Source organism: Pseudomonas sp. MC6 (assembly GCF_054790575.1).
Genome location: NZ_CP186504.1, coordinates 1809402 through 1829754, shown reverse-complemented (window position 1 = coordinate 1829754; position 20353 = coordinate 1809402). Strand labels below are relative to the sequence as shown.

Genomic DNA, 20353 nt, shown 5'->3' with positions numbered 1-20353 from the left:
ATCTCCAGACTCAGTTGGTTATCGTTTGAGTAATCAGGCCACCGATGAACGTCATGAGCTGGCAACTGTAAATCCCTCCGTGTCCATTAATGATCGGAGCGGAAGCTTTGACGTTTAGTACCGGATTGTGGTCTGGAGAATTTTTCAGCTGCGGATTTTTTTCCAGATGCAGATCAAAGAACTTCTGCGAACCGTCAATCTGCTTCTGTTGCGATGTAAAACGGACTGTGCGCGACGGTTCTGAAGTGGAAAGCGTTGTCAGGCTGATGCGCAAGTCAGATTTGAGGGGGTCGATGTATTGCTCGCAACCGTTGAAAGTTTCCCGGTCAGCGTTGTCAGGCGAAAAAGTTGGCGAAGAAAGAAAGTGGGTCTGGTAAGGCTCATAGTGACCGACGGCTGTCGAATTGGCGGAATAACCTTCAACGACATCGTCCGTGTATTTTTGAAATCTTGCCCTGGGCGCGCGTGCAATGTGAAAAGCCCACTTCGTCGCAAGGTCAGTGGTCCCGGTTACGATTGCCACAGCGGGTGCTTGATGTTCGGTGTAATGACAACCCATGCTCATCTTCTGCAAGGTCGCCAAACGCATCGCCTCAAATGCCGGGTTGATCAATACCACGAGATCACCAACCGTTTTAAGAGGCTCCCGCGGGTTTTTCTCGCAGCCGGTGGTCGCAAGGTCGTTGGCTGGATCGAAACCACTGCTTTGCGTGAAACGCTCGATCAGAATCGGTGCAAGCGCTGTATAGAGCACTGCCGCCCCGAAGCTGTGGCCAATGAATACCAAGCGGGTCTGCGTGTTGCTCTTTGCTTGCAGTTGGCTGTTGTCATTGCGTCGAACGCGTTCTTTATCCAGGCGCAGCAACACCTCGGTGACTGCTCCGCTACCGACGCTGTGCGCTGTTTGTTTACGATCCCAAAACGTAATCAGATCCAGCGGTGAGTTCCACGCAAATACCTGGCCCCGCCAGCCCATGTACAGCCCGACAACGGTACGTTTGCAACCGTCCATGGCGGCGATGTTGCGCATTGCCAGCTTGAACTCACGAACATCGTCATCATCTGGCGCTGCGGAGTGTCGCCAGCCATGCAAGTACGTCACAAGTAGAAGTGGCCCGTTGACCGCCCTGATGTCGGCCATCTGCCTTTCGAAGGCGTCAGGGTTCAACAGATTGCCGTATTCGTCGAACTCGATGAACCCATGCTGAAAGCCTGCCTTCTTCGCGCTGTCATTCGGGCAGGAGGCCAGAGGAGTGTCGAGATCATAGGTTTTAAAGTAGGGCGGAGCAGGGTGGTACTGTTTCAGTGGGGCACAACCCTGAAGAATCAGGCCCAAAGCAATGATGGTAATGAGTGCGCGCATTGCTAACGTCCTCTATAAGTTGCGTCCTGATTTGCAGAGTAGAAGGTTTTGGTCTGCATGCTGGCATTTTGTAATGACTGAGTACGTCGAAGAGTCTCGCTGACTGCTGAAATCTGCACGGAAATCACCGGCTGAGTGCGTTGGCGGACGGCAACTGAACGCAATGGCCTGAGGCGGTGATCGGCGGGACGGACCGCATTTATCGCAAACTTGTACTAATGTTCAGAGCAACTTATCGCTGTAAACCACAGCAAGGATGCATGAGATGACGCCCTTTAAAACGCTCGCAAGAACAATTCCATTGTTTGCCGCGTTAGTTTTGCAAGCAGGCTGCCTTTCCCAGACACAGCAGATTCATAGTTTGAAAGCTCTCCAGGCAAAACCCGCTTCCGACACTTCGATTAACGCAAAGACCGTCGACGGTGCAGCCAGCGTGTTTTTCGCAAAGGATGGCCATTTTTACACAGCAGGTTACGTTGCTTATCTGGCGGGGTATCACGATCTCGATAAATTACAACGTATCTCCTGCTTTACTCAGACTCCCGACCAGGAGTTATGGAAGTTAAACGCTGTGCCCGTCTCCATATATGGAGTCACACCCGGGTTGTGGTCCTATCGGCAGCAGATCGTAGATGGACTTCATTCTTTGCACGGGGGAGATACCCAAGCGGTCAATGAGCGCAGAGTGCGCCTAAAGAAAATGATAGAGGACGCCGTGAAATCCGATTCTGGAGTTTCGGACTGGCAGTTAGGTTTTCTGATTCATGCATTTGGTGACAGTTTTGCGCATGTGAAAGGCACACCGCCTGAGGCATACGGTCCAGCATTCGGACATTTATTGGATTCGTTGTTCGGCGACGATCCCGATGCAATTTTCATCAACGGACACTACGAAAAGTACAACGCCTATGTGAAATCACTGTTTGCTGCACTCTCCAGTGGTCATCCCGATGCAGCGCCGGACCCACGAGCGCTGGATGCCTTTACCAAAGAGATCGCACAACAGGCCGCTCAGGGGGACGATCCAGACAAAACGGTCGTCATCACAATCAAAAGCGGATCACCCACCTTTGATTGGAAAAAGAACGATAAATTGTGCGATAGCCTGAATACCAAGATCGCCGATAGTGAAATCAATGAATTCCTCAAAAAGCTTTTAAAGGCACTCTGATGCTATTCACAAGCTTCCAGTAATTTGATCGCGTAGTCCCTGTTGGTCTGGTCGCCTACCTCCGCCAGTTTAGCCACAGTGGGCGCGATTTTATCTTTGCAGCTCGCTTGTGCCTGGGCTTGTTGACTAAAGTTTCGAGCCACATGCTGTGCCGCCAACCCGGTGGCAAACACTTTGCCTATTCCCTGGTCCGCAGCGTCTGCTCGCAGGAGTGTGTTTGAGTCGAATGCCGAGAACACGGAAAGAGCGTCAACCCGACTCAATACGTTGCTCAAGTCCTCACTCAGATTCTGGATCTTTTGGTTTGCCTCGTTAATAGCTTTCTCGCCTTGTTCCCGTGTTTCAGGCGTTACCTTCCCTGCAAGCGTTGCTTGGGCGGCGCTGATGTTGTTTTTTTCGATACTGATCTGATTAGCCAGGAAAGCTGCAAGGTTTGCACGCTGCTCCTCGGTTAACGACTCGCCAGATTTCACCTCGTGGACTGATTCAGAGGTTCCGTTTTTGATGCGTTCGACAACCGGAACATACGCCGCATCAAGCGTATTCACGCCAATCGACGCTACGAACTCTCCGGTGCCCGTGCCGGGAGCTGAGACCTCTACACCCACGGATGTTTTCGATACGAAGACCAAAGGTGTTTTGCTGGTACAGCCGGTGGCGACCAGTGCAAGCGAAAGAACAAGATAGCGTTTCAAGGGGAGACCTCTGCAGAGTTCGAGCACACGTGGTTGATGGTTTCACCCAATGCTCTTTTGATGTTTTCAATTTCTTTGTGGTCGCGAACGATCAGGATCAGGTTGCAGGAGGATGGGGAGGGGATAACAACAACTTCCTGATTCAGGTAACCAATATTGTTGGTGCCCTGAACGCTGGTGGCACCGACACCGAAGGCGCTGGTGACAATGGCTCGCGCAGGCATGTCGGTCTGTAGATTGACCGGGCCGATGTTGATGAAGCGTTGCTGCGTTTGAGCGCCCTTTACAGTGACAACGGAACAACCACTGGTCAGGCAGGCCGCAAGAAATATCCCTGTCAGGCGCATTCATTTCTCCATCCTTGAACCTGCATAAGGCTTAGCCTCGACTTTGGTTGCTGTCAAAGTGATGGCAATTTTTTTTGCTTACGAATGACTGGCTGTATTCCCTAAGCGTGGCTGGACCATCGTCCGTCCATGATTTCAGAGTTGCTTTGGTGAAAATATCTCTATAAATTTTCATGAAATTATAAAAAGATAATTTCATGAGGTCGCGAATGTTCCTGCAATCCAGCCAGCACGTCGACAGCTATTACGCCCACAGTTGCGCCGATATTCTGCGCCATCGCGCTGTTCTGGACGTTGAACATGACGCCGACGTGGTGATCATCGGCGGCGGTTTCAGTGGCCTGCACACGGCGCTGCGTCTGGCCTTGGCTGGCAAACGCGTGACGGTACTGGAAGCCAGTCGCGTGGCGTGGGCAGCGTCGGGGCGCAATGGCGGGCAGGCGATTCTCGGCTGGTCGTGCGATATGCCGCCGCTGGAAGCTGCGCTCGGTCATGAGCGGGCGAAACGCTTGTGGGACGGCATGCGTTGGGCTGCTCGGGAATTGCGTGAATTACCGGGTCGTCACGGCTTCGATATCGATTATCGCCCTGGGCACCTCTGGACATCGGTAATACCACGGCGGGTCAGTCTGCTCCGCGAATGGCAACATGAGGCCAGCCACAAGTGGGGCCACGATGTGTTGCAATTCATTCCTCGTGAACAATTGCCGGAATGGGTGGCCACCGATCGCTATCAGGCCGGGCTTTACGATCCTGAGGGCGCGCACCTCAATCCACTGAAACTGGCACTGGGCCTGGCGGATGCCATCGAACGAGCCGGCGGGCGTATCCATGAACAAAGCAAAGCCTTGAGTTATCAGGAGCAGGGCGGTGGTTTCCGGGTCAACAGCGAGCGCGGCTCGGTGCGCGCCGATGTGCTGGTGCTGGCGTGCAACGCTTATCTCGATGAACTCGACCCGCCACTGTCCAGCTGCATTCTGCCAGTAGGTACTTACCAGGTCGCCACCGCACCGCTGACACCTGAGCAGGCCACGGCGCTGTTGCCGCGCAATGTCTGCGTGACCGATAACCAATTCGTCCTCGATTACTTTCGGCGCACGCCGGATAACCGTTTGTTGTTTGGCGGCGGCTGCACGTATCTCGGTGGCATGCCCAAGGACATTGCGGCGGCGACGCGGCCGTTTCTCGAGCGGGTGTTCCCGCAGCTTAAAGGTGTCGGCATCGAGTTCGCCTGGGGTGGGCATATCGACCTGACGATCAAGCGCACGCCGGATGTCGGCGGCGCGGACCATCGTTATTGGCTGCAAGGCTATTCAGGCCACGGCGTATTGCCGACATTGGCCGCCGCACGCGCGGTGTCCGATGCGATTCTTGGCGACGCGGATGAACTGGGGTTGTATCAGGGCTTGAGCAATGGCAGCTTCCCCGGTGGCAAGCATTTCGCTGCACCGCTGGAGGCCATCGGCAAGGCCTGGTATCGACTGCGCGACAGCATTTGATGAGACTTTTTTCGGAATCGCGTCCATGAACAAGCAAGAAGAAATCGCCGCGCTGGCGATCCTTATCCACGACCTGCGCAAGCACAAGAAGTGGACCCTCAAGGAACTGGCCGACAAGATCGGCCGTTCAGTGGGTTTTCTCTCGCAGGTCGAGCGCGGTTTGTCGCGGCCGACGGTGGCAGACCTGACCGCAATCAGCGAAACCTTCGGCGTGCCGACCACCTACTTCTATAGCCTGCCCAAGCCCAAGGAGTTGCCGTGGGTGACGCGCCCGGACGAGCGCCGCACGCTGTATTACGCCAACGGCATCACCGACATTCTGGTATCGCCGCAGATCCGCGCCTCGTTCTCCATGCTCGAAAGCCATCTCGAAGCCGGCGCGAGTAGCGGTGATCGCCATCTGACCGACAGTTCGGAGCAGGGCGGTTACGTCCTCGAAGGCGAACTGACTTTATGGTTGGGCGACGACGAAGAACCGACCACGCTGACGGCCGGCGACAGCTTCCAGTTCGACAGCCACACCCGGTGCCGCTATGGCAACCTAACCGAGCAGCTGACCCGCGTGCTCTGGGTCTACACCTGATCACAACAAAGGATGAACACGATGGACGCTGTCTGCGCTGACCTGCTCGCCGAAGTGCGTGCCTTTCGCCAACGCTACCCCGAGGTGCGTTATGTCGACCTGATTTCCCTGGACATTCCCGGGCACTTTTACGGCAAGCGTTATCCAGTCGACATGCTCGAAAAAGTCGCCGCTGGCAGCGTCCTGAAGTTGCCGCAGAACTGCGTACTGCTGGGCGTGCAGGGTGGTTTGTTTCCGATTGGCGATTACTGCTTCAACGATGGCGACCCGGATGCCGTGCGCCGTTTGGTGCCGGGCACCTTGACGCCGGTGACCTGGGAAGCGCAGCCGCTGGGGCAGATGCTGATCACTTCCGACGGCACTGAAAAACCGATCGAGTTCGAACCGCGTGAAGTCCTCGCGCAGGTGCTTAAGCGTCTGGCACGCAAAGGCATTCACCCGGTGGTGGCGTTCGAGCTGGAGTTCTATCTGTTCGACAAAAAGCTGCGCGACGGCCTGCCGCAATTCCCCCGCGACGACCTGACTGACGACGCCGATGATCAACCGAACCTGCACATCGAGCGGCTTTCACGCTTCGCGCCGGTGCTGGATGACATGGTCGAAGCCACACGGGCGCAGGGCATCGACGCCACGGTGATTACCGCTGAGCTTGGCCCCGGCCAGTTTGAAATCAACTTCGGCCATCTCGACGACGGTTTACGTGCGGCGGATTGGGCAGCGTTGTTCTGCCGCAGCACGCGCGGTGTTGCGCTTAAACACGGCTATCGCGTCAGTTTCATGGCCAAGCCGTACTTGCAGCATCCGGGCAGCGGCATGCATGTGCATGTCAGCCTCTACGACGCTGAGGGAAATAATCTGTTGGCCGCGAATCAGCAACAGGCGTTGCGCCACGCGGTCGCCGGGTGCCTGGAATTGCTGCCGCACAGCATGCCGATCTTCGCGCCGAACCAGAACTCGATGCGCCGTTTGGGCGGCACAGTGAATACGGCGACCAAGGCCAGTTGGGGTTTTGAAGACCGTGATGCGTGCCTGCGGATTCCCGAGTCGGACGCGAAAAACCTGCGGGTTGAATATCGCTTGGCGGGCGCGGATGCCAATCCATATCTGGTGCTGGCGGCGATTCTGGTCGGGCTTGAACACGGGCTGGAGTCGGGCAAAGAACCGATCGTACCGCTGAATGAAGACCGCAACAGCGGGATCGATTTCCCCAAAGAGATGTTCGAGGCCGTGCGCGCGATGCAGCATCAGCCGCAGTTGCGTGAGGGCTTGGGGGCAGAGTTTGTGGATGTGTATTGCGAGAATAAACGCCAGGATCATTTGGCGTTCATGCAGGACATCAGTGCGCGGGAGTATCGGTGGTATTTGTGACACCTGCAAAAGCAGTCAGCCTTGAAGGGGGCAGGCGCCGCGACTCCACTATACTGCCCCGCGACATCATGGAAGCTTCGTAACAGGGACGGCGATATTGATCATGAACTACAGACGACTGGGACGCTCGGGACTCAAGGTTTCCGCAATTGCGATGGGAACCGCGCAATGCAACTGGTGGGTGGATGAGCCTACTTCACGCCGCTTGTTCGATGCCTATGTGGAAGCGGGCGGTAACCTGATCGACACGGCGGATGTCTACCCGGTCCTGGGCGACGGTGTCGGTGGCAAGGCCTCGGAAGAGTTCGTCGGGCGCTGGTTGAAAACCACGGCCAGCCGCAACCAGGTATTGCTCGCAACGAAGGTTTCCGGGCGCATGGGGGCCGGGCCGAATGACGAGGGGCTTTCCTGGCGACATATCGTCAAGGCTGTGGAGGGTTCGCTTGCGCGTTTGCAAGTCGACTGCATCGATTTGTATCAGGCCCATGATGACTACGATGACGTTCCGGTCGAAGAAACCCTGCGCGCCTTCGAACATCTGGTGCAGCGGGGGATGGTGCGTTACATCGGTTGCTCCAACTTCAAAGCCTGGCGCCTGATGAAGTCACTGGCGATCAGCGAGCGCAACGCACTGGTCGGCTATGTCAGTGTTCAAGAGCGCTACAACCTGCTCGAACGGCGTCGAGTCGAATCCGAACTGCAGCCATTGTGCGTGGAAGAGGGCGTCGGGCTGCTGCCGTACAACCCGCTCGCCAAGGGCTTTTTGTCTGGCCTGTACCACCCGCAGGCAGGATTGCCGGATTCTCCGCGCGCGCCGGGTGTACAGAGAGACTACTTCAATGAGCGCAACTGGCAGATCCTTGAATCACTGCGTCGGATTGCGCGGGACTGCGACAGTACCTGTACGCAAGTGGCACTCGCCTGGCTGCTGGCGCAACCAGCGGTGGTGGCGCCCGTGGTGGGGGCCAGTACTGTCGAGCAATTGCGCGAGATCATGGCGTCCCCGCAACTGCACCTGCCGGCCGCCGATGTCAGTCATCTCAACCAGATCAGCCAGCCGCCGGTTACATAGCCATCAGGCACTGCTTGCCGGCCGTCCGACGCGCAAGCCCAGCCTGACTTGCCGCAGGTAATCCTGGCGGTTGTAAGGGTTGGCCAGGGTGCGCTCCCGTCGAGGCGCGGTACCCGCGATCGGCGTATACGTGGCCAGTTGGCTCTCCATAAAACCGAGGCCACTGGTGACATCGGGTATCTGGTGTTGCAACTTGTAGATTCGCGTGGTGACGATCGAGCCTTCGATCCGCGCGGTCTCTGCGTCCAGCGTGGTGCCATGGATTGTGGCTCCAGCCTTGGCCAGCAAACCATGAACCGCGCTGCTCATGGCCGCCGGCACTTCGATGCTGAATTGGCTGCGTGGCTCGCAGACCTCGGTGCCGGCGCGAGTGATCGCTGCTGCCAGTACCAGCGGTGTGAGGTGTCGAAAATCAGCTGCAGTGCTTGAGGGCGATGCATAGTCGACGGTGGTCAATGTCACCTCGCAATCGTGAACCATCCAGCCGCACGGGCCTTCCTTGAGACTCTCGAAGACGGATTCTTCGATCGCTTTGTAGAAACTCGTCGGCATCAGCCCTGCATGGGCCTGCCGAATAAACGTGAGCCCCGAGCCCGCGGCCCCTGGACTGACACGAATACCGACGGTGGCGAGAAACGGGTTGTCGGGTTCATCGATAGATTCCTGGGCTTGACCAGGCGCTTGCAGGGTTTCAACGCAGATCGCCGAGCTTTCCTCGAAGACCGCCTCTATGGCGCACTCCTCTTGCAACGTGGCCTGGATGATTTCCTTTTGCACCTCGCCGTACAGCGAGACGAACATTTGCCCTGCTGGATTTCGACGCAAATCGATCAGCGGGTCCTGTTCTGCCAGCAGGCTCAAGGCTTCCCAGAGGGCTTTGGTCTGCGCTGGCAAAGCGGCTGAAACATGGGTTTCGATCGCCGGTGGGGTAAAGGTGTGCGAGGCGGTGTTTCGTTCTTTGCACGCGCCGATCCGATCACCGATGCGCACGCCTTCAAGCCCGCTGATACAAGCGATCTGGCCTGCGCGGGCGAGGGTTGCCGGTTGCAGACCGCCGCTCTCGGAGACCTGAATGGCGGTGATTCTGCTGGTGCCTTGCGGCGTCTCGATTGATTGGCGTACGTGCAGCGTGCCGGCCTGGACGCAAACATGAAAACGCCGGTGCCCACCCCAGCCCCGGTCGATTTTGAATACCGAGGCGAGCACGGGCGCCTCGGCATCGTGACATTTGGCCGGGGCCAACCGCGTGAGCGTCTCGATCATCTGTGCGACACCTACTCCAGTAATGGCGGACCCGGCAAACACCGGATTGATCAGTCCTCTGCCCAGTTGCTCGCGCACTGCTTGCTCAAGACGCGAACCGTCGATTGTTTGCGCCGCCGTCACGTAGTCGTGCAACAACGTCTCATCGTGTTCGCACAACACGTCCAGCCACTGTGAAGTGACCTCGGCTGACGCCGGGTCAATGCGCTCGACCGTCGCCTGCGCCGTTCCGGTCTCGTGCACAGCGTACAAGGCCAGCGGGCGACTCTTGAGTTGTACTTCGAGAGCCTCCAGAACGCGCAGAAAATCGGCGCCTTTGCGATCAACCTTGTTGATGAAGAACACATGAGGTATCGCCATGCGTTGCAGGGCATTGACCAGTACTCGGGTTTGCGCCTGAACTCCCTCGACGGCCGACACCACGACGACGGCGAGGTCCAGCAAGGCAAGCGTACGCTCCACTTCGGCAATGAAATCCGGGTGTCCGGGGGTGTCCAGCAGATTGACCAGCAGGTGGTTGAACTCGAACGAGGCCACGGCGGATTTGATCGTGATGCCGCGCTCCCGCTCCAGCAGCAGGTTGTCGGTGCAGGTGTTGCCCGAATCCACACTGCCCAGGCGCAGACGCGCACCGGCATCGAACAGGATCCGTTCGGTAAGGCTGGTCTTGCCGGCATCGACGTGCGCGAGGATTCCCAGATTAAGGGACTTCATGGTTGATCGCTCCTGATCATACGGCTGACGAGGCGGTTGTCGGCCGGTCGAACTCCATTCGAATGCGCTGTCTCACGGCGGATACTTCCAGTTACCACCGCTGACGGTTGTTTAAACTAGTTGAGGTTTGCAGGTGCGTCAATTCACCACGGAATGTTGCAATTTGTTTCTGCTGTACCTTTCAACGCGGAAGGTGCCGAAATCGCGAGGCGCGACGGCGGGTAACTTTCTGTACACCGTCAAAAATCGCAAAAAACATGATCGGGTTATTTTTCATTTAAACCATTGATACACGTCGAAAAACGCCATTGGAACTAACTAGAAGGTTCGTTTTAACCTGGCAAGTGCCTTTCACAAACTTTCTTGACGTATCTTCGGATGACAGCTAAATCTTACGGCGCTGCAATTTGCAGCAAACTTTAAATCACATGGAGATAGTGAAATGATCAAATATCAAAGCGTACAAAATCGGATGCTGTCGGCGCTGTTCATCCTCTGAGAAGCGGTAACTTTTATTCCGGTCGTGTTGAAAGACTTGGCTGCGAATGAAGTAACGGAATCGCATGGATACTCCATGCATACTTTCAAAAAAGGAGCTTCAACATGATTAAGTTCAATAGCGTACAGAACCGAATTCTTTCGGCACTGTTCATCCTCTGATTGTCCGCTGTACACAAGATACCGGTGTCTTGTGAGGTACGGCCGAAGCGTTGCTTCGGCCGTATTTAATCTCGACAGCGCAGTTTCTACATGTCATTAGGGAAAGTGATATGCACAGCAAATTGGACGATGCGTTTTCGCGCGCCGTGTTTTTCTATGATGACTCAGGCGCTCATCCGACGAATTGGTCGCGCTCCGTGTGTGCGGGGCTGGCGGAACAGAACTTCGATGAGGTGCCTTATCGGGTGCCTCAACTGCTTGAACCCTCGACGTTGATTGAAGTGGCGCAGCGCCACGCCATAGGTGTCGACGAACTGGAGTTTTTTTCCTACCCGATGGATGGCCCGGTGACCAAGGTCAAGTGGTTGGCCGACATGCTGGAGTGGGCCCCGCCAGTGCAGAAATTGAGCCTCGCGCAATGTCTGGCCGCCAGTTGCAGGTACCGCTACGCCAATCAGGTCCTGACGAAAATCCCTTACGAGGCACTGTTTCCCGACCAGCGTGTGACATTTCATCTGACCCGGTTCGCCATCCAGAACCGTCTTGAAATGACCACATCGCATCAGGAAGACTTCACTGCGCTCAAAGCATTGCTGCAGGCTCAGCGTATGCCACCGTCGCGGGTTCTGGACGTTTGCTCGCAGGCGATTGTCTGGAAATTGAAAGGCGACTCCATCGATGATGAGCTGAACAAATGGTTCATCGACGCTGGCGAAAAGGCTGCCCGGCAGATTGCCTCGAGCGACGCGCCGGTGGATCTGGTTTCGCTGTCATCGTTCTATCGCGGACTGGCCATGGTGCCGGCAGCCCGGGGCGATGTGGCAACCACGCGGCAATACATGCTGCTGGCCGAAGAATATGCCGATGCCGTCATACGTGGTGAAAAAGGCGCGAGTATCCCGGCAAGGGAAGCGCGCAAGACTGTTTATGAATCCAAGCTCAAGGAAATGCTCTATGTCGCCCGCGACATCGAGAGCGCCCGCCAGGTGGCTGACGAGTTGATCGCCTACGATCCCCACTGGAGCATCTCCTACCACGAGGCTGCCGAGATCGAAGTCAAGGATCAGCAATGGCAGCGTGCGTTGCAACGTTACCAGCAAGCTTACGATATCGGTTTTCCACGAGTGACTTACTCGCAGTACATGATCGGTGCCTGTCATCAGCAAATGGGCAACTTCGATCAGGCATTGGCGGCATTCAAGGACACCTTGTCGCTGGACAATACCAATATATCCGCAGGCGTCGCCGGTTATGGGGTAGCCCGAGAACATGTTTCAGAACAGTTGCCTTACTTCAAGTCCTGCATCGACCGCTGGCATGCTGACGGTATATTGCCCGACGAATATCGAGGGTTAGTCCAATGAGCGTCGCACTCGACAAGATCAGGATAGTCGCTGTCGATCATATTCAACTGGACGTCGCTGACATTGAAGAGAGTCGCGATTTTTATGCGCGAGTGTTTGGCTTCGAAGTCAAGGAAGTGGGTATTCGCGCATTTACTCGCTGGATGACGATCGGGGCCAATGAAACACTTTATTTATGCATGCATGAATATGCAGAAGGTCGCGGCGTAAAAAACGACGGACTGGAAATTACTCACTTCGGGATTTTGGTGGAGGACTTTGATCGAGTATTGACGCAACTTCGCGATCATGGCGTCAAGTTGCTGCCAGACTATGAAGTTCAATATCATTCTTCACGTTCCGTTTATTTTATTGACCCTAACGGTTACAAGGTCGAAATTTCCGAGAAGTACGGCGGCGGTATCGAAAGTGCCAGGTACACCTCATGCTGAGCGCTACCGCGGATCGCGCGGCACCCGGAACGGTGTATGCGCAGCACCTGCTAAGCACCTGGTACAAAAACAACCAGGCGCTGCGCAGTCACAGACCCTGGCGGGAAAGCTCGCACAAGGACTGGCAGGCTCCTCCGACTTTTCAACGCACGGTGTCCTGCGACGAGAGGGTTTGGAGCATTCCCGGCAGGATCGCTGATGACCGGATTCTGTTCGGCTGCTGGGATAACAGCTTGCAGTGCGTACGCTTGAGTGACGGCGAGCCACAGTGGCGGTTTGCGACTCAGGGACCGGTCTACAGCTCGCCAGCCGTGTCGGCAGACGGCAGTTTCGTCGTGGGCTGCGAGGACCATCTGCTACGTCGCATCTCCCGTGACGGCGAATGCCTGTGGACGTTTCAGGCGCAGGGGCCGTTTCACGCCAGCCCGACCATCGACTCGGCCAGGGATATCGTCTACGCCGGCAGCTACGACCATACGCTCTACGCCGTCGATCATGCTTCGGGCACGTTGCTGTGGAAGCAATCCTTCGACGATCAGGTTGAGGACGACCTCTACAGTTCACCGGCACTGGACGGGAACGGCAATGTCATCGTCGGTACGGACAATGTGCTGATGTGCTTCAGCCCCGAAGGCGAGGAGCGCTGGAGAATCACCGAAACCAGCCGGTTTGAAGGCACTGCTGCGATCGACCATGCCTCGGGACGCGGGATCATCGGCACCGAAGTCGACGGCAAGATCATTGTCTTCAATGCTGCCGACGGCACGGTGCTGCAGCAATTTCACACCGACGGTTTCGTGGTGTCCTGCCCGAGCCTGTCGCCCGAAGGTGTGGCGTATGTCGGCAGCAATGACGGTCACGTGTACGGCATTGATCTGCACAGCCTGAAGATGTTGTGGCGGGTCAATCTCGCCTGCGAATTCCGCTACACACCCTTTACCGTGCTGCCAAGCGGCGACGCGTTGTTCGTTGGCACCGACGAGCGCTTGCACTGCCTGGCCCAACATAGCGGACAAACCTTGTGGCAACTGGAGCACGACACGGGATTTCATTCCTCGCCGTTGCTCACGGATGATGGGCACCTGGTGATTGGCTCGCACCGTAACGCTGTGCATTTTTATCAATGGATCCGCTAGCGTGGATCGAACCCCGGCAGTAAACAGGAGTGTTGGATGAGTCACGAACAGGAAGTCGAGACGCTCTTCGACGAATGGGCCATCGAGGATGGCGCGGTGGACATGGCCCGCGAGCATTGGGCGCGGGTCGAACCGGTATTGTCCGCGCTTGAACCCTCTACAGGTCGCTACCTGGAGATCGGTCCGGGCAACGGATATGCCCTGGAGTATATGGCCCGCTCGAAGTTTGCCAACGGCTATTGCCGGGCTGTGGAGCTCAGTCAGGAAATGGCGATTATTTGCCAAACCAAGGTCAAGAACTACGACAACGTCGACATCGATGTCGAAAGCTTCATGAACTGGCAGCCGCCGGCGGGCATGCAGTTTGATCTGATATTTTCCATGGAGGTGTTCTATTACTTCGAAGACATCACCGCCGCCATCGAAAAAGCCGCCGGCCTGCTGGCGCCCGGTGGCGAGCTGATTGTCATGGTGGACTATTACGAAGAAAGCGAAGAGTCGCAGGGATGGGAGCAAGAGCTGGAGGTCAAGCTGACACGCTGGCCACGAAGCCGATACCTCGAAGCCTTCAAAGCGGCGGGCCTGCAAGGTGTCAGCCAAGAGGAAAAAAGTGGTGGCGTGCAAGAGCATGGCGTAACGCTGTGCACCCGAGGTACAAAAACCTCGACAGGCGTAGCCGCGTGACGCAGCGCAAAAAACCATTGCCGCGGTCGCCAGGTGTAGCGGGTGAGCCATGCGCGTTGCCGGGAAGGCGCCGGTGATTTCCCATCTGGATCACGTCGTCTACCCTGTGTCGCAAGGCCTGTTCGATGAGGTCATCGGCCAGTTTGCCCGTGCAGGCTTCACGGCGCATACGCGACAAGTGCGTCACGATGATGGCCGCGTCAGCGCATTCTTCCGGTTGAGTGGCGGGTATCTGGAGTTCTGCTCGGGCAATCTGGATGGGAGCGATCGAGGTTGTTCAATCTGGCTGTGTTCAACGGATCTGGTGGCACATCTGGCGTGCCTTTTGCCGTCGCAACGCGCGGCCCTGTCCATGTCGGCCAAGGCTCCGGCGGGGGAGACGGCGCCGGCCTGGCTGATCGCCAACGTACCCACTGGCAGTACGGACGATGTCAGTCTGTCGCTCATCGAGTACGTGCGCGGCATCGGTGGCGACCTTGCCACTCAAGTCTCGGATAACGGTTTGTTTGCGCTCGGCGGGGTGTCCTTGCTCTGTGCCCGGCCCGAGCAGGAACAACACCATTACTTCACACACCTGGATGACCGGATCAGCATCGCAATGGAGCCGGGACGCTTGATGATCGGCCAGCAGCGTCTGGCCTTTCTTGATCGTCAGACATTACCTGGCAACGCGTCGACCGCGCTGATGGCGGCGCCGTGTCTGGTGCACCTGATCACGGTTGACGTCGATCGGACGAAGGCGACGCTGCTGGCGGCCGGTTTCAAACTGCAAGAAGTACTCGGCCTCGGCCTGTTGGCGCAATCGAGTCTGGTGCCTGCGGTTTGCCTGGTGATCGACGACGGTTTGTCTGTGCAAGCCCATCACGATCAACTGCTGGCTCGCCGTGGCTGAGTACGCCAACATACAGGGATCGCCACCGCTACATGCTGGCGTGTTGACTGAAGTGAAGGATGCGGGATTTCAAGGAAAGGTATGTCAAAAGCAATCGAGCTGTGTGGTATCAGCAAGGTTTACGAAGTTTACCGGGCCCGTGATGACCAGTCGCGCAGCCTGCTGCGTTACTTTCGTCGCGAGAAGACGTACGTGCCGGCTGTTACGGATGTTTCCTTCTCGATAGACGCGGGTGAGGTGGTTGGCTTTCTCGGCGGTAATGGCGCGGGCAAGACCACCACGCTGAAAATGCTCTCGGGTATCGTGCGACCCAGCGCAGGGCACCTCTCGGTACTGGGCCATGACCCGTTCAAGCGGCGCGCGGAGTTTCTCAAGTCGATCGCGCTGGTCATGGGGCAAAAGCAGCAGTTGACCTGGGATCTGCCGGCGCTGGAGTCCTTCCATCTTCATGGTGCGCTATACGATATTGCGCCTGTCGAATGCAGGCGCCGGATCGATGAGCTGTGCCAGTTGCTGTCCGCCGGCGACATCATTCGGCGTCCAGTCAGGAAGCTGTCGTTGGGCGAACGGATGAAATGCGAGCTCATTCTTTCGCTGCTGCATCGCCCGAGTATCCTGTTTCTCGACGAGCCGACCATCGGCCTTGACCTGGAAATGCAGGTCGCCATTCGCAAATTCCTCCTCGAGTACAACCGCGAGTCTGGCGCCACGATCATTCTCACCTCCCATTACATGGCGGACATCGAGGCATTGGCCAACCGCGTCATTGTGCTGGACCAAGGACGCGTGGTGTTCGATGGCGCACGTCAGGCACTGGTCAAGGCGCACGTCAACGAACGCCAGGTCAGCCTGCGCTTTTCCTCGCAAGTCGGCAGCGACGAACTGAGCGTTTACGGCACTCTGCTCAGCCTGGACAGTGAAAGCGCCGAGCTGCTGGTGCCTGAAGAGCAGTTCGCCGCCACCGTGGCGCAACTGCTGGCGAACTTTCCGGTGACGGACATCTCGATCCAGACGCCATCCCTGGAGCAGGCGTTTCCGCGCCTGTTGCTGCCAAAGGAGCACGCGTGATGGTTGCTCTGGCTTCGTGGCCCGGCATCGCCGGGCGCCTGCTGCGCACAAGCGTGCTGGTGACGGTGGTCTACCGGGCGCAGTTGTTTGTCTGGTTGATCAGCGGCGTTGCACCGTTGTTCATGATGATGATCTGGTGGGAGCTGTCTCGGGACAAGGTCATCGGCGGCTATGCGCCCAGTGATTTCGTAGCGTATTTCCTCGGCATCTATCTGGTCAGACAGCTGACTGCCGTATGGGTCATCTTCGTTTTGAACGACGAAATCCGCCAAGGCACGCTGTCCGGTCGCCTGCTGAAACCGGTCGCACCTTTCTGGTTTCATGTGGCGGAGCATTTGGGGCAGATGGTGGTGCGCGCACCGATCGTCATCACCGTGTTCTGCATCGGGGCCTCGTTGTTTGCCATCGACCTGGCAGCGGTCGCCTGGCGATTACCGTTGTTCCTCGTCTCGCTGGTGCTGGCCTGGATCATTATTTTCCATATCTATTACTGCGTCGGCCTGTTTGCGTTCTGGATGGCCAATTCGCTGGCGCTGGATGCAATGGTCTGGTCGATGTACACGGTGCTGGGCGGGATGCTGATTCCGGTCGACCTGTTTCCCGAAGCGACCCGTCATCTGGTGGCGTTGCTGCCGTTTTCTGCCTCACTGGATTTTCCGGTCAAGGTATTGATCGGCAAGGCGGCCGACGGCGATCTGCTGCAGGGTTTCGCGGTGCAGCTGTTCTGGGTGGTGCTGCTGGTGGGGCTGCGCCGAAGGCTGTGGCGCCAAGGGTTGAAGCGTTTTTCGGGGGCCGGCATATGAACCTGCGACCGTTGAAAGTGCTGCTGGCCCTGATCAGGCATTCGATGCTTGCGGAGTTGGAATTTCGTATCAATGCCGTCACCAATGCCCTGAACACGGTGGTCGGGATGCTCCTGGCGCTGTACTTCCTCGATGCCATGTTCAGCGAAGTCGGAAGTCTGGGGGGCTGGAACCTGCATCAGGTACTCGCGCTGTTCGGCGTGGCCCTGGTGCTGGAAGGTTTGCTTGAGGTCTGGCTGTTTCCCAGCCTGCACGCGCTGTCGGAGCAAGTGCGCACCGGGGATCTGGACTACATGCTGGTGCGCCCGGTCGACAGCCAGTTTCTGGTGTCATGCTCGAAAGTCAGCCTTTGGGAACTGCCTCGTGTATTGATCGGGCTTGCGGTCGTTGTGTATGCGATGCACAGCGAAGGTGCGCTAGGGGTGGGCAATCTCGCGGCGTTTCTGGGGTTGATGGCGGCAGGAGTGGCGATCTTCTACTCGTTGTTTCTGATCACCTGCACCTTGTCGATCTGGTTTGTGAAGATTGGTGATGTCTGGATCATCAGCTACACGCTCATGGAGATCGCGCGGTTTCCGGTCACGGCGTTTCCGCAGACGATCCGCATGATCCTGACGTTTCTGGTCCCGGTGTATTTCGTTTCGAATGTCCCGGTAGCAGCGGCCATGGGCATGGTCGGCTGGCAGGAGGTCATGGGCGCGCTGCTTTTTGCCGTCGCGTTTGTTTGTCTGTCACGGGTGTTCTGGCTGTTTGCGCTGCGTTCCTACAGCAGTGCCAGCAGCTAGCGTTTGAGCCGCCGCGCAACTGAATGCGCGGCAATTGCGATCGTCCACACAGGGAAGTTCTCGATGAGTCGTTATTCCGGGCCTGTTTTCGATGCGCACGTGCATACCGAATTTGCGCGGGCGGACAGTCTGCAAGCTTTCAAGGCGCTGCAAGCGCGCTTCGACATCCGCGCATCCGTAACGGATTCGCATAACCCCGGTTGCGATGCCGGGCAGTTGCAGGCGCTGGGCGTGACCAGGTGCGCGGTCATCGCTCAGCCTGAGTGGTCGCCAGAGTCGCTGGCGCAGGACCTGGCGTGCGGTGTCTATGGGGCCATCAAAATCAATCTGGGATTCATGCATGTGCATGCTGACGATCACAGGCTCATGCCGCTGTACACCCTGGCGCGCCAGTTTGATGTCCCGGTGCTGTTCCACAGTGGCGACACAGGCTGGCATCGCTCCAAGCTCAAGTACGCCCACCCGCTCAGTCTGGACGAGGTCATCGTCGACCATCCGGACGTGAATTTCGTTCTGGTTCACAGCGCTAACCCGTGGTTTACCGATGCCGCTGTGCTGGCGGCGAAAAACCACAACGTCTGGCTCGAACTCAGTTCGATCATCGAAGGTTCGCTAAGCGACGTTTCGCAAGCCACGCTTGGTCGGTTGATGGTCGAACCGATCCGCTGGATGCTCGATTACACCGGCAAACCGGAGCGGTTCCTCTTCGGTTCGGGCTGGCCCAGCGTCGATTACCCTGGGTACGTTGCCGCGTGCGCCAGTGCCATCGACGAGCAGCACCACCGGCAGGTGTTCTTTGACAACGCCGCACGGCTGTTCAAGTGGCCGGGCGAAGGGGAGCCGACATGCGACGCGCGCTCCTGAAAAAAGCCAGGCAAAAAAACGCTCGCGCTCCGGTCTTTCGCGGTTACCTGAAAAACAAGCTCCATGCGGCAGCACTCGCCGAAGTTTGTCGGACCTTGTCCAGCGCCCGTTTTGCCGGGCGCGGGGCAGGGGAACCCGGTGCGTGGCGAGCATCACTGTGGATTGCGCGAAAAGTCCGAGCGCTAGGGTTGACGCCCTGGCAGGGCCGCCGGGGCCTGTTCCAGTCAGTCCCCCTCGGTTGCGCCACGGTGCGATCCGATGCAGAAAGCTGCCGGACGATCATTCAGGGTGATACCCGCTACAACCTCGAACAGGACGATGAACTGCTGATCCGCTCACAGCAAACCAGGGTTTCGCTCGACCACGCGCCTTTGGTGTTTGTCGGCTATGGCATTGTCGCAGCGCAGTTTGACTGGGACGATTACGCCGGACTGGATGTCGTTGGCAAAGTGGTCGTGGTGTTGCCCAACGATCCCGGACGCAACAGCCCGGAAGGCGAACTGTTCCTCGGCCAACGCATGAGTTACTACGGGCGCTGGGAGTACAAATACGAGGAAGCGGCCCGCCAAGGTGCGGCGGGCGTAATCATCGTCCACACCGATGAACTGTTCGGCAGCGCGTTTCATCTGGTGCAGGACGAAATGCGCCGGCCGTTTCGCTTTCTTCCGCACGCGGTGCGCAGTCGGCTGGATTTCGAAGGGTTCTGCAGCGAAAGGTTCGCACGGCGATTGCTAGCTGACGGCGGTGTTGACCTTGATGCATTCATCGCCGCACCCAGGCCAATGGCGGGGCGCCTGTGCCGTCTCGATGCACACCTGCAACTGCGGCTCGATTGCGACATTGGCATCCGGCATTGCCGGAATGTGCTGGCGATGCAAAAGGGCCGACTGTTTCCCCGCCAATGTGTCCTGTTCTGCGCGCACCTGGATCACCTAGGCAAAACCGCCGACGGCAGCGGTTATTACCCGGGCGCTGTCGATAACGCGATCGGTGTGGCGGTCTTGCTTGAGCTGGCCAGACGTCTGGCCGACTCCACGCCGCTGCGGCGCACGGTACTCTTTGCCTGGACGTCTGCTGAAGAGGTCGGCATGCACGGTTCCGCACGGGTCGCACAGTTGATCCGCGAGACGGGGCTGGAGGTGGTGGCGGCGCTTAACGTCGATGGTTTCGTACCGATTGGCAGAACCCGTGATCTGTTTCTGGTGGACGGCGATCAGTCCGATTTGCCCAATGCCTTTGTCAGTGCCGCCCACACCCTGGGGCGCACAATCAGTCTCGATGAAGAGCCTTCGGCGGGATATTTTTTCCGCTCCGATCAGGCGAGTTTTGCCAGGATTGATATCCCCACGGTGCAGGTGAGCACCGGCAGCGACTTGCTCAAAGGAGGCGTTGAGGAAGGCATGAAGCGGCATGATTTCTATGACTCGAATACCTACCACCACACATCCGATAGGTTCAACCGCTACTGGGATTTTGCCAGCGTCATTGCCGATGTCGACGTCCTTGACGAAACCCTGCATCTGCTCGGCGATTCTTCAATGCGTCCGGCGCTGCGCAGGCGTTAAAGGCCGGGCTATCGACCTTGCATGCA

General features: G+C 57.5%; 19 protein-coding genes. 15 read left to right on the top strand and 4 right to left on the bottom strand.

The features are described 5' to 3' along the window. Positions 1–10 precede the first annotated feature (10 nt). Positions 11–1363 (bottom strand): hypothetical protein, encoded by a 1353-nt coding sequence (locus ACOYXE_RS08235; RefSeq protein ID WP_460928634.1) that lies wholly within the window; start codon positions 1361–1363, stop codon positions 11–13. A gap of 265 nt (positions 1364–1628) precedes the next feature. Here ACOYXE_RS08235 and ACOYXE_RS08230 point away from each other — a divergent pair, with 265 nt between their 5' ends. After that, positions 1629–2534: a hypothetical protein gene (locus ACOYXE_RS08230; protein ID WP_460928632.1), complete on the top strand. Its 906-nt coding sequence runs from the start codon at positions 1629–1631 to the stop codon at positions 2532–2534. 2 nt (positions 2535–2536) lie between these two features. Here the strand turns inward: ACOYXE_RS08230 and ACOYXE_RS08225 are convergent, their stop codons facing one another. Both ACOYXE_RS08225 and ACOYXE_RS08220 read right to left on the bottom strand, forming a co-directional pair. Beyond that, positions 2537–3229: a hypothetical protein gene (locus tag ACOYXE_RS08225; protein WP_460928630.1), complete on the bottom strand. Its 693-nt coding sequence runs from the start codon at positions 3227–3229 to the stop codon at positions 2537–2539. Further along, on the bottom strand, positions 3226–3576 hold the full coding sequence (locus tag ACOYXE_RS08220) for a hypothetical protein (RefSeq protein WP_160057759.1): 351 nt from the start codon (positions 3574–3576) through the stop codon (positions 3226–3228). The genes ACOYXE_RS08225 and ACOYXE_RS08220 overlap by 4 nt, the downstream gene beginning before the upstream one ends. A gap of 209 nt (positions 3577–3785) precedes the next feature. Here ACOYXE_RS08220 and ACOYXE_RS08215 point away from each other — a divergent pair, with 209 nt between their 5' ends. The 4 genes from ACOYXE_RS08215 (at position 3786) to ACOYXE_RS08200 (ending at position 8098) form a co-directional block, all read left to right on the top strand. Next, positions 3786–5075: an NAD(P)/FAD-dependent oxidoreductase gene (locus ACOYXE_RS08215; RefSeq protein WP_460928628.1), complete on the top strand. Its 1290-nt coding sequence runs from the start codon at positions 3786–3788 to the stop codon at positions 5073–5075. 25 nt (positions 5076–5100) lie between these two features. Next, positions 5101–5658 carry a helix-turn-helix domain-containing protein gene (locus ACOYXE_RS08210; protein WP_160057761.1) on the top strand — a complete coding sequence of 186 codons (558 nt, stop codon included), beginning with the start codon at positions 5101–5103 and terminating at the stop codon, positions 5656–5658. A gap of 21 nt (positions 5659–5679) precedes the next feature. After that, positions 5680–7026 (top strand): glutamine synthetase family protein, encoded by a 1347-nt coding sequence (locus tag ACOYXE_RS08205; RefSeq protein WP_160057762.1) that lies wholly within the window; start codon positions 5680–5682, stop codon positions 7024–7026. Between the two features lie 103 nt (positions 7027–7129). Then, the gene (locus tag ACOYXE_RS08200) at positions 7130–8098 is read left to right on the top strand and encodes an aldo/keto reductase (protein WP_160057763.1); all 969 of its coding nucleotides are present in this window, start codon (positions 7130–7132) and stop codon (positions 8096–8098) included. Positions 8099–8101: 3 nt separating this feature from the next. Here ACOYXE_RS08200 and ACOYXE_RS08195 read toward each other — a convergent pair whose 3' ends face one another. After that, complete coding sequence (locus ACOYXE_RS08195; protein ID WP_405123828.1) at positions 8102–10075, bottom strand: GTP-binding protein; 1974 nt, start codon at positions 10073–10075, stop codon at positions 8102–8104. Positions 10076–10845: 770 nt separating this feature from the next. On the opposite strand from ACOYXE_RS08195, the gene ACOYXE_RS08190 reads away from it, so the two are divergent. The 10 genes from ACOYXE_RS08190 (at position 10846) to ACOYXE_RS08145 (ending at position 20327) form a co-directional block, all read left to right on the top strand. Beyond that, positions 10846–12099 (top strand): tetratricopeptide repeat protein, encoded by a 1254-nt coding sequence (locus tag ACOYXE_RS08190; protein WP_460928624.1) that lies wholly within the window; start codon positions 10846–10848, stop codon positions 12097–12099. Continuing rightward, positions 12096–12530 (top strand): VOC family protein, encoded by a 435-nt coding sequence (locus tag ACOYXE_RS08185; protein ID WP_160057766.1) that lies wholly within the window; start codon positions 12096–12098, stop codon positions 12528–12530. Before ACOYXE_RS08190 ends, ACOYXE_RS08185 begins: the two co-directional genes overlap by 4 nt. Next, positions 12524–13666: a PQQ-binding-like beta-propeller repeat protein gene (locus ACOYXE_RS08180; protein WP_460928621.1), complete on the top strand. Its 1143-nt coding sequence runs from the start codon at positions 12524–12526 to the stop codon at positions 13664–13666. The genes ACOYXE_RS08185 and ACOYXE_RS08180 overlap by 7 nt, the downstream gene beginning before the upstream one ends. A 36-nt stretch (positions 13667–13702) precedes the next feature. Continuing rightward, positions 13703–14350 (top strand): class I SAM-dependent methyltransferase, encoded by a 648-nt coding sequence (locus ACOYXE_RS08175; RefSeq protein ID WP_160057768.1) that lies wholly within the window; start codon positions 13703–13705, stop codon positions 14348–14350. A 49-nt stretch (positions 14351–14399) separates the two neighbouring features. Further along, positions 14400–15242, top strand: a complete 843-nt coding sequence (locus ACOYXE_RS08170; RefSeq protein ID WP_405123826.1) for a hypothetical protein — start codon at positions 14400–14402, stop codon at positions 15240–15242. An 81-nt stretch (positions 15243–15323) separates the two neighbouring features. Continuing rightward, positions 15324–16310 carry an ABC transporter ATP-binding protein gene (locus ACOYXE_RS08165; protein ID WP_160057770.1) on the top strand — a complete coding sequence of 329 codons (987 nt, stop codon included), beginning with the start codon at positions 15324–15326 and terminating at the stop codon, positions 16308–16310. Next, entirely contained in the window at positions 16310–17113 is an 804-nt protein-coding gene (locus tag ACOYXE_RS08160) for an ABC transporter permease (protein ID WP_460928618.1), read from the top strand. The genes ACOYXE_RS08165 and ACOYXE_RS08160 overlap by 1 nt, the downstream gene beginning before the upstream one ends. Next, complete coding sequence (locus tag ACOYXE_RS08155) at positions 17110–17898, top strand: ABC transporter permease (RefSeq protein ID WP_460928616.1); 789 nt, start codon at positions 17110–17112, stop codon at positions 17896–17898. The genes ACOYXE_RS08160 and ACOYXE_RS08155 overlap by 4 nt, the downstream gene beginning before the upstream one ends. 63 nt (positions 17899–17961) lie before the next feature. Continuing rightward, positions 17962–18762, top strand: coding sequence for an amidohydrolase family protein (locus tag ACOYXE_RS08150; protein WP_160057773.1), 801 nt, complete (start codon positions 17962–17964; stop codon positions 18760–18762). Positions 18763–19010: 248 nt separating this feature from the next. Further along, the gene (locus tag ACOYXE_RS08145) at positions 19011–20327 is read left to right on the top strand and encodes a M20/M25/M40 family metallo-hydrolase (RefSeq protein WP_460928614.1); all 1317 of its coding nucleotides are present in this window, start codon (positions 19011–19013) and stop codon (positions 20325–20327) included. Positions 20328–20353: the final 26 nt, after the last annotated feature.

Bases quoted from the DNA above. Each gene is read 5' to 3' on its own strand.
- ACOYXE_RS08235 (WP_460928634.1), bottom strand. From the start codon at position 1,363: ATGCGCGCACTCATTACCATCATTGCTTTGGGCCTGATTCTTCAGGGT.
- ACOYXE_RS08230 (WP_460928632.1), top strand. From the start codon at position 1,629: ATGACGCCCTTTAAAACGCTCGCAAGAACAATTCCATTGTTTGCCGCG.
- ACOYXE_RS08220 (WP_160057759.1), bottom strand. From the start codon at position 3,576: ATGCGCCTGACAGGGATATTTCTTGCGGCCTGCCTGACCAGTGGTTGT.
- ACOYXE_RS08215 (WP_460928628.1), top strand. From the start codon at position 3,786: ATGTTCCTGCAATCCAGCCAGCACGTCGACAGCTATTACGCCCACAGT.
- ACOYXE_RS08210 (WP_160057761.1), top strand. From the start codon at position 5,101: ATGAACAAGCAAGAAGAAATCGCCGCGCTGGCGATCCTTATCCACGAC.
- ACOYXE_RS08205 (WP_160057762.1), top strand. From the start codon at position 5,680: ATGGACGCTGTCTGCGCTGACCTGCTCGCCGAAGTGCGTGCCTTTCGC.
- ACOYXE_RS08200 (WP_160057763.1), top strand. From the start codon at position 7,130: ATGAACTACAGACGACTGGGACGCTCGGGACTCAAGGTTTCCGCAATT.
- ACOYXE_RS08195 (WP_405123828.1), bottom strand. From the start codon at position 10,075: ATGAAGTCCCTTAATCTGGGAATCCTCGCGCACGTCGATGCCGGCAAG.
- ACOYXE_RS08190 (WP_460928624.1), top strand. From the start codon at position 10,846: ATGCACAGCAAATTGGACGATGCGTTTTCGCGCGCCGTGTTTTTCTAT.
- ACOYXE_RS08185 (WP_160057766.1), top strand. From the start codon at position 12,096: ATGAGCGTCGCACTCGACAAGATCAGGATAGTCGCTGTCGATCATATT.
- ACOYXE_RS08180 (WP_460928621.1), top strand. From the start codon at position 12,524: ATGCTGAGCGCTACCGCGGATCGCGCGGCACCCGGAACGGTGTATGCG.
- ACOYXE_RS08175 (WP_160057768.1), top strand. From the start codon at position 13,703: ATGAGTCACGAACAGGAAGTCGAGACGCTCTTCGACGAATGGGCCATC.
- ACOYXE_RS08170 (WP_405123826.1), top strand. From the start codon at position 14,400: ATGCGCGTTGCCGGGAAGGCGCCGGTGATTTCCCATCTGGATCACGTC.
- ACOYXE_RS08165 (WP_160057770.1), top strand. From the start codon at position 15,324: ATGTCAAAAGCAATCGAGCTGTGTGGTATCAGCAAGGTTTACGAAGTT.
- ACOYXE_RS08160 (WP_460928618.1), top strand. From the start codon at position 16,310: ATGGTTGCTCTGGCTTCGTGGCCCGGCATCGCCGGGCGCCTGCTGCGC.
- ACOYXE_RS08155 (WP_460928616.1), top strand. From the start codon at position 17,110: ATGAACCTGCGACCGTTGAAAGTGCTGCTGGCCCTGATCAGGCATTCG.
- ACOYXE_RS08150 (WP_160057773.1), top strand. From the start codon at position 17,962: ATGAGTCGTTATTCCGGGCCTGTTTTCGATGCGCACGTGCATACCGAA.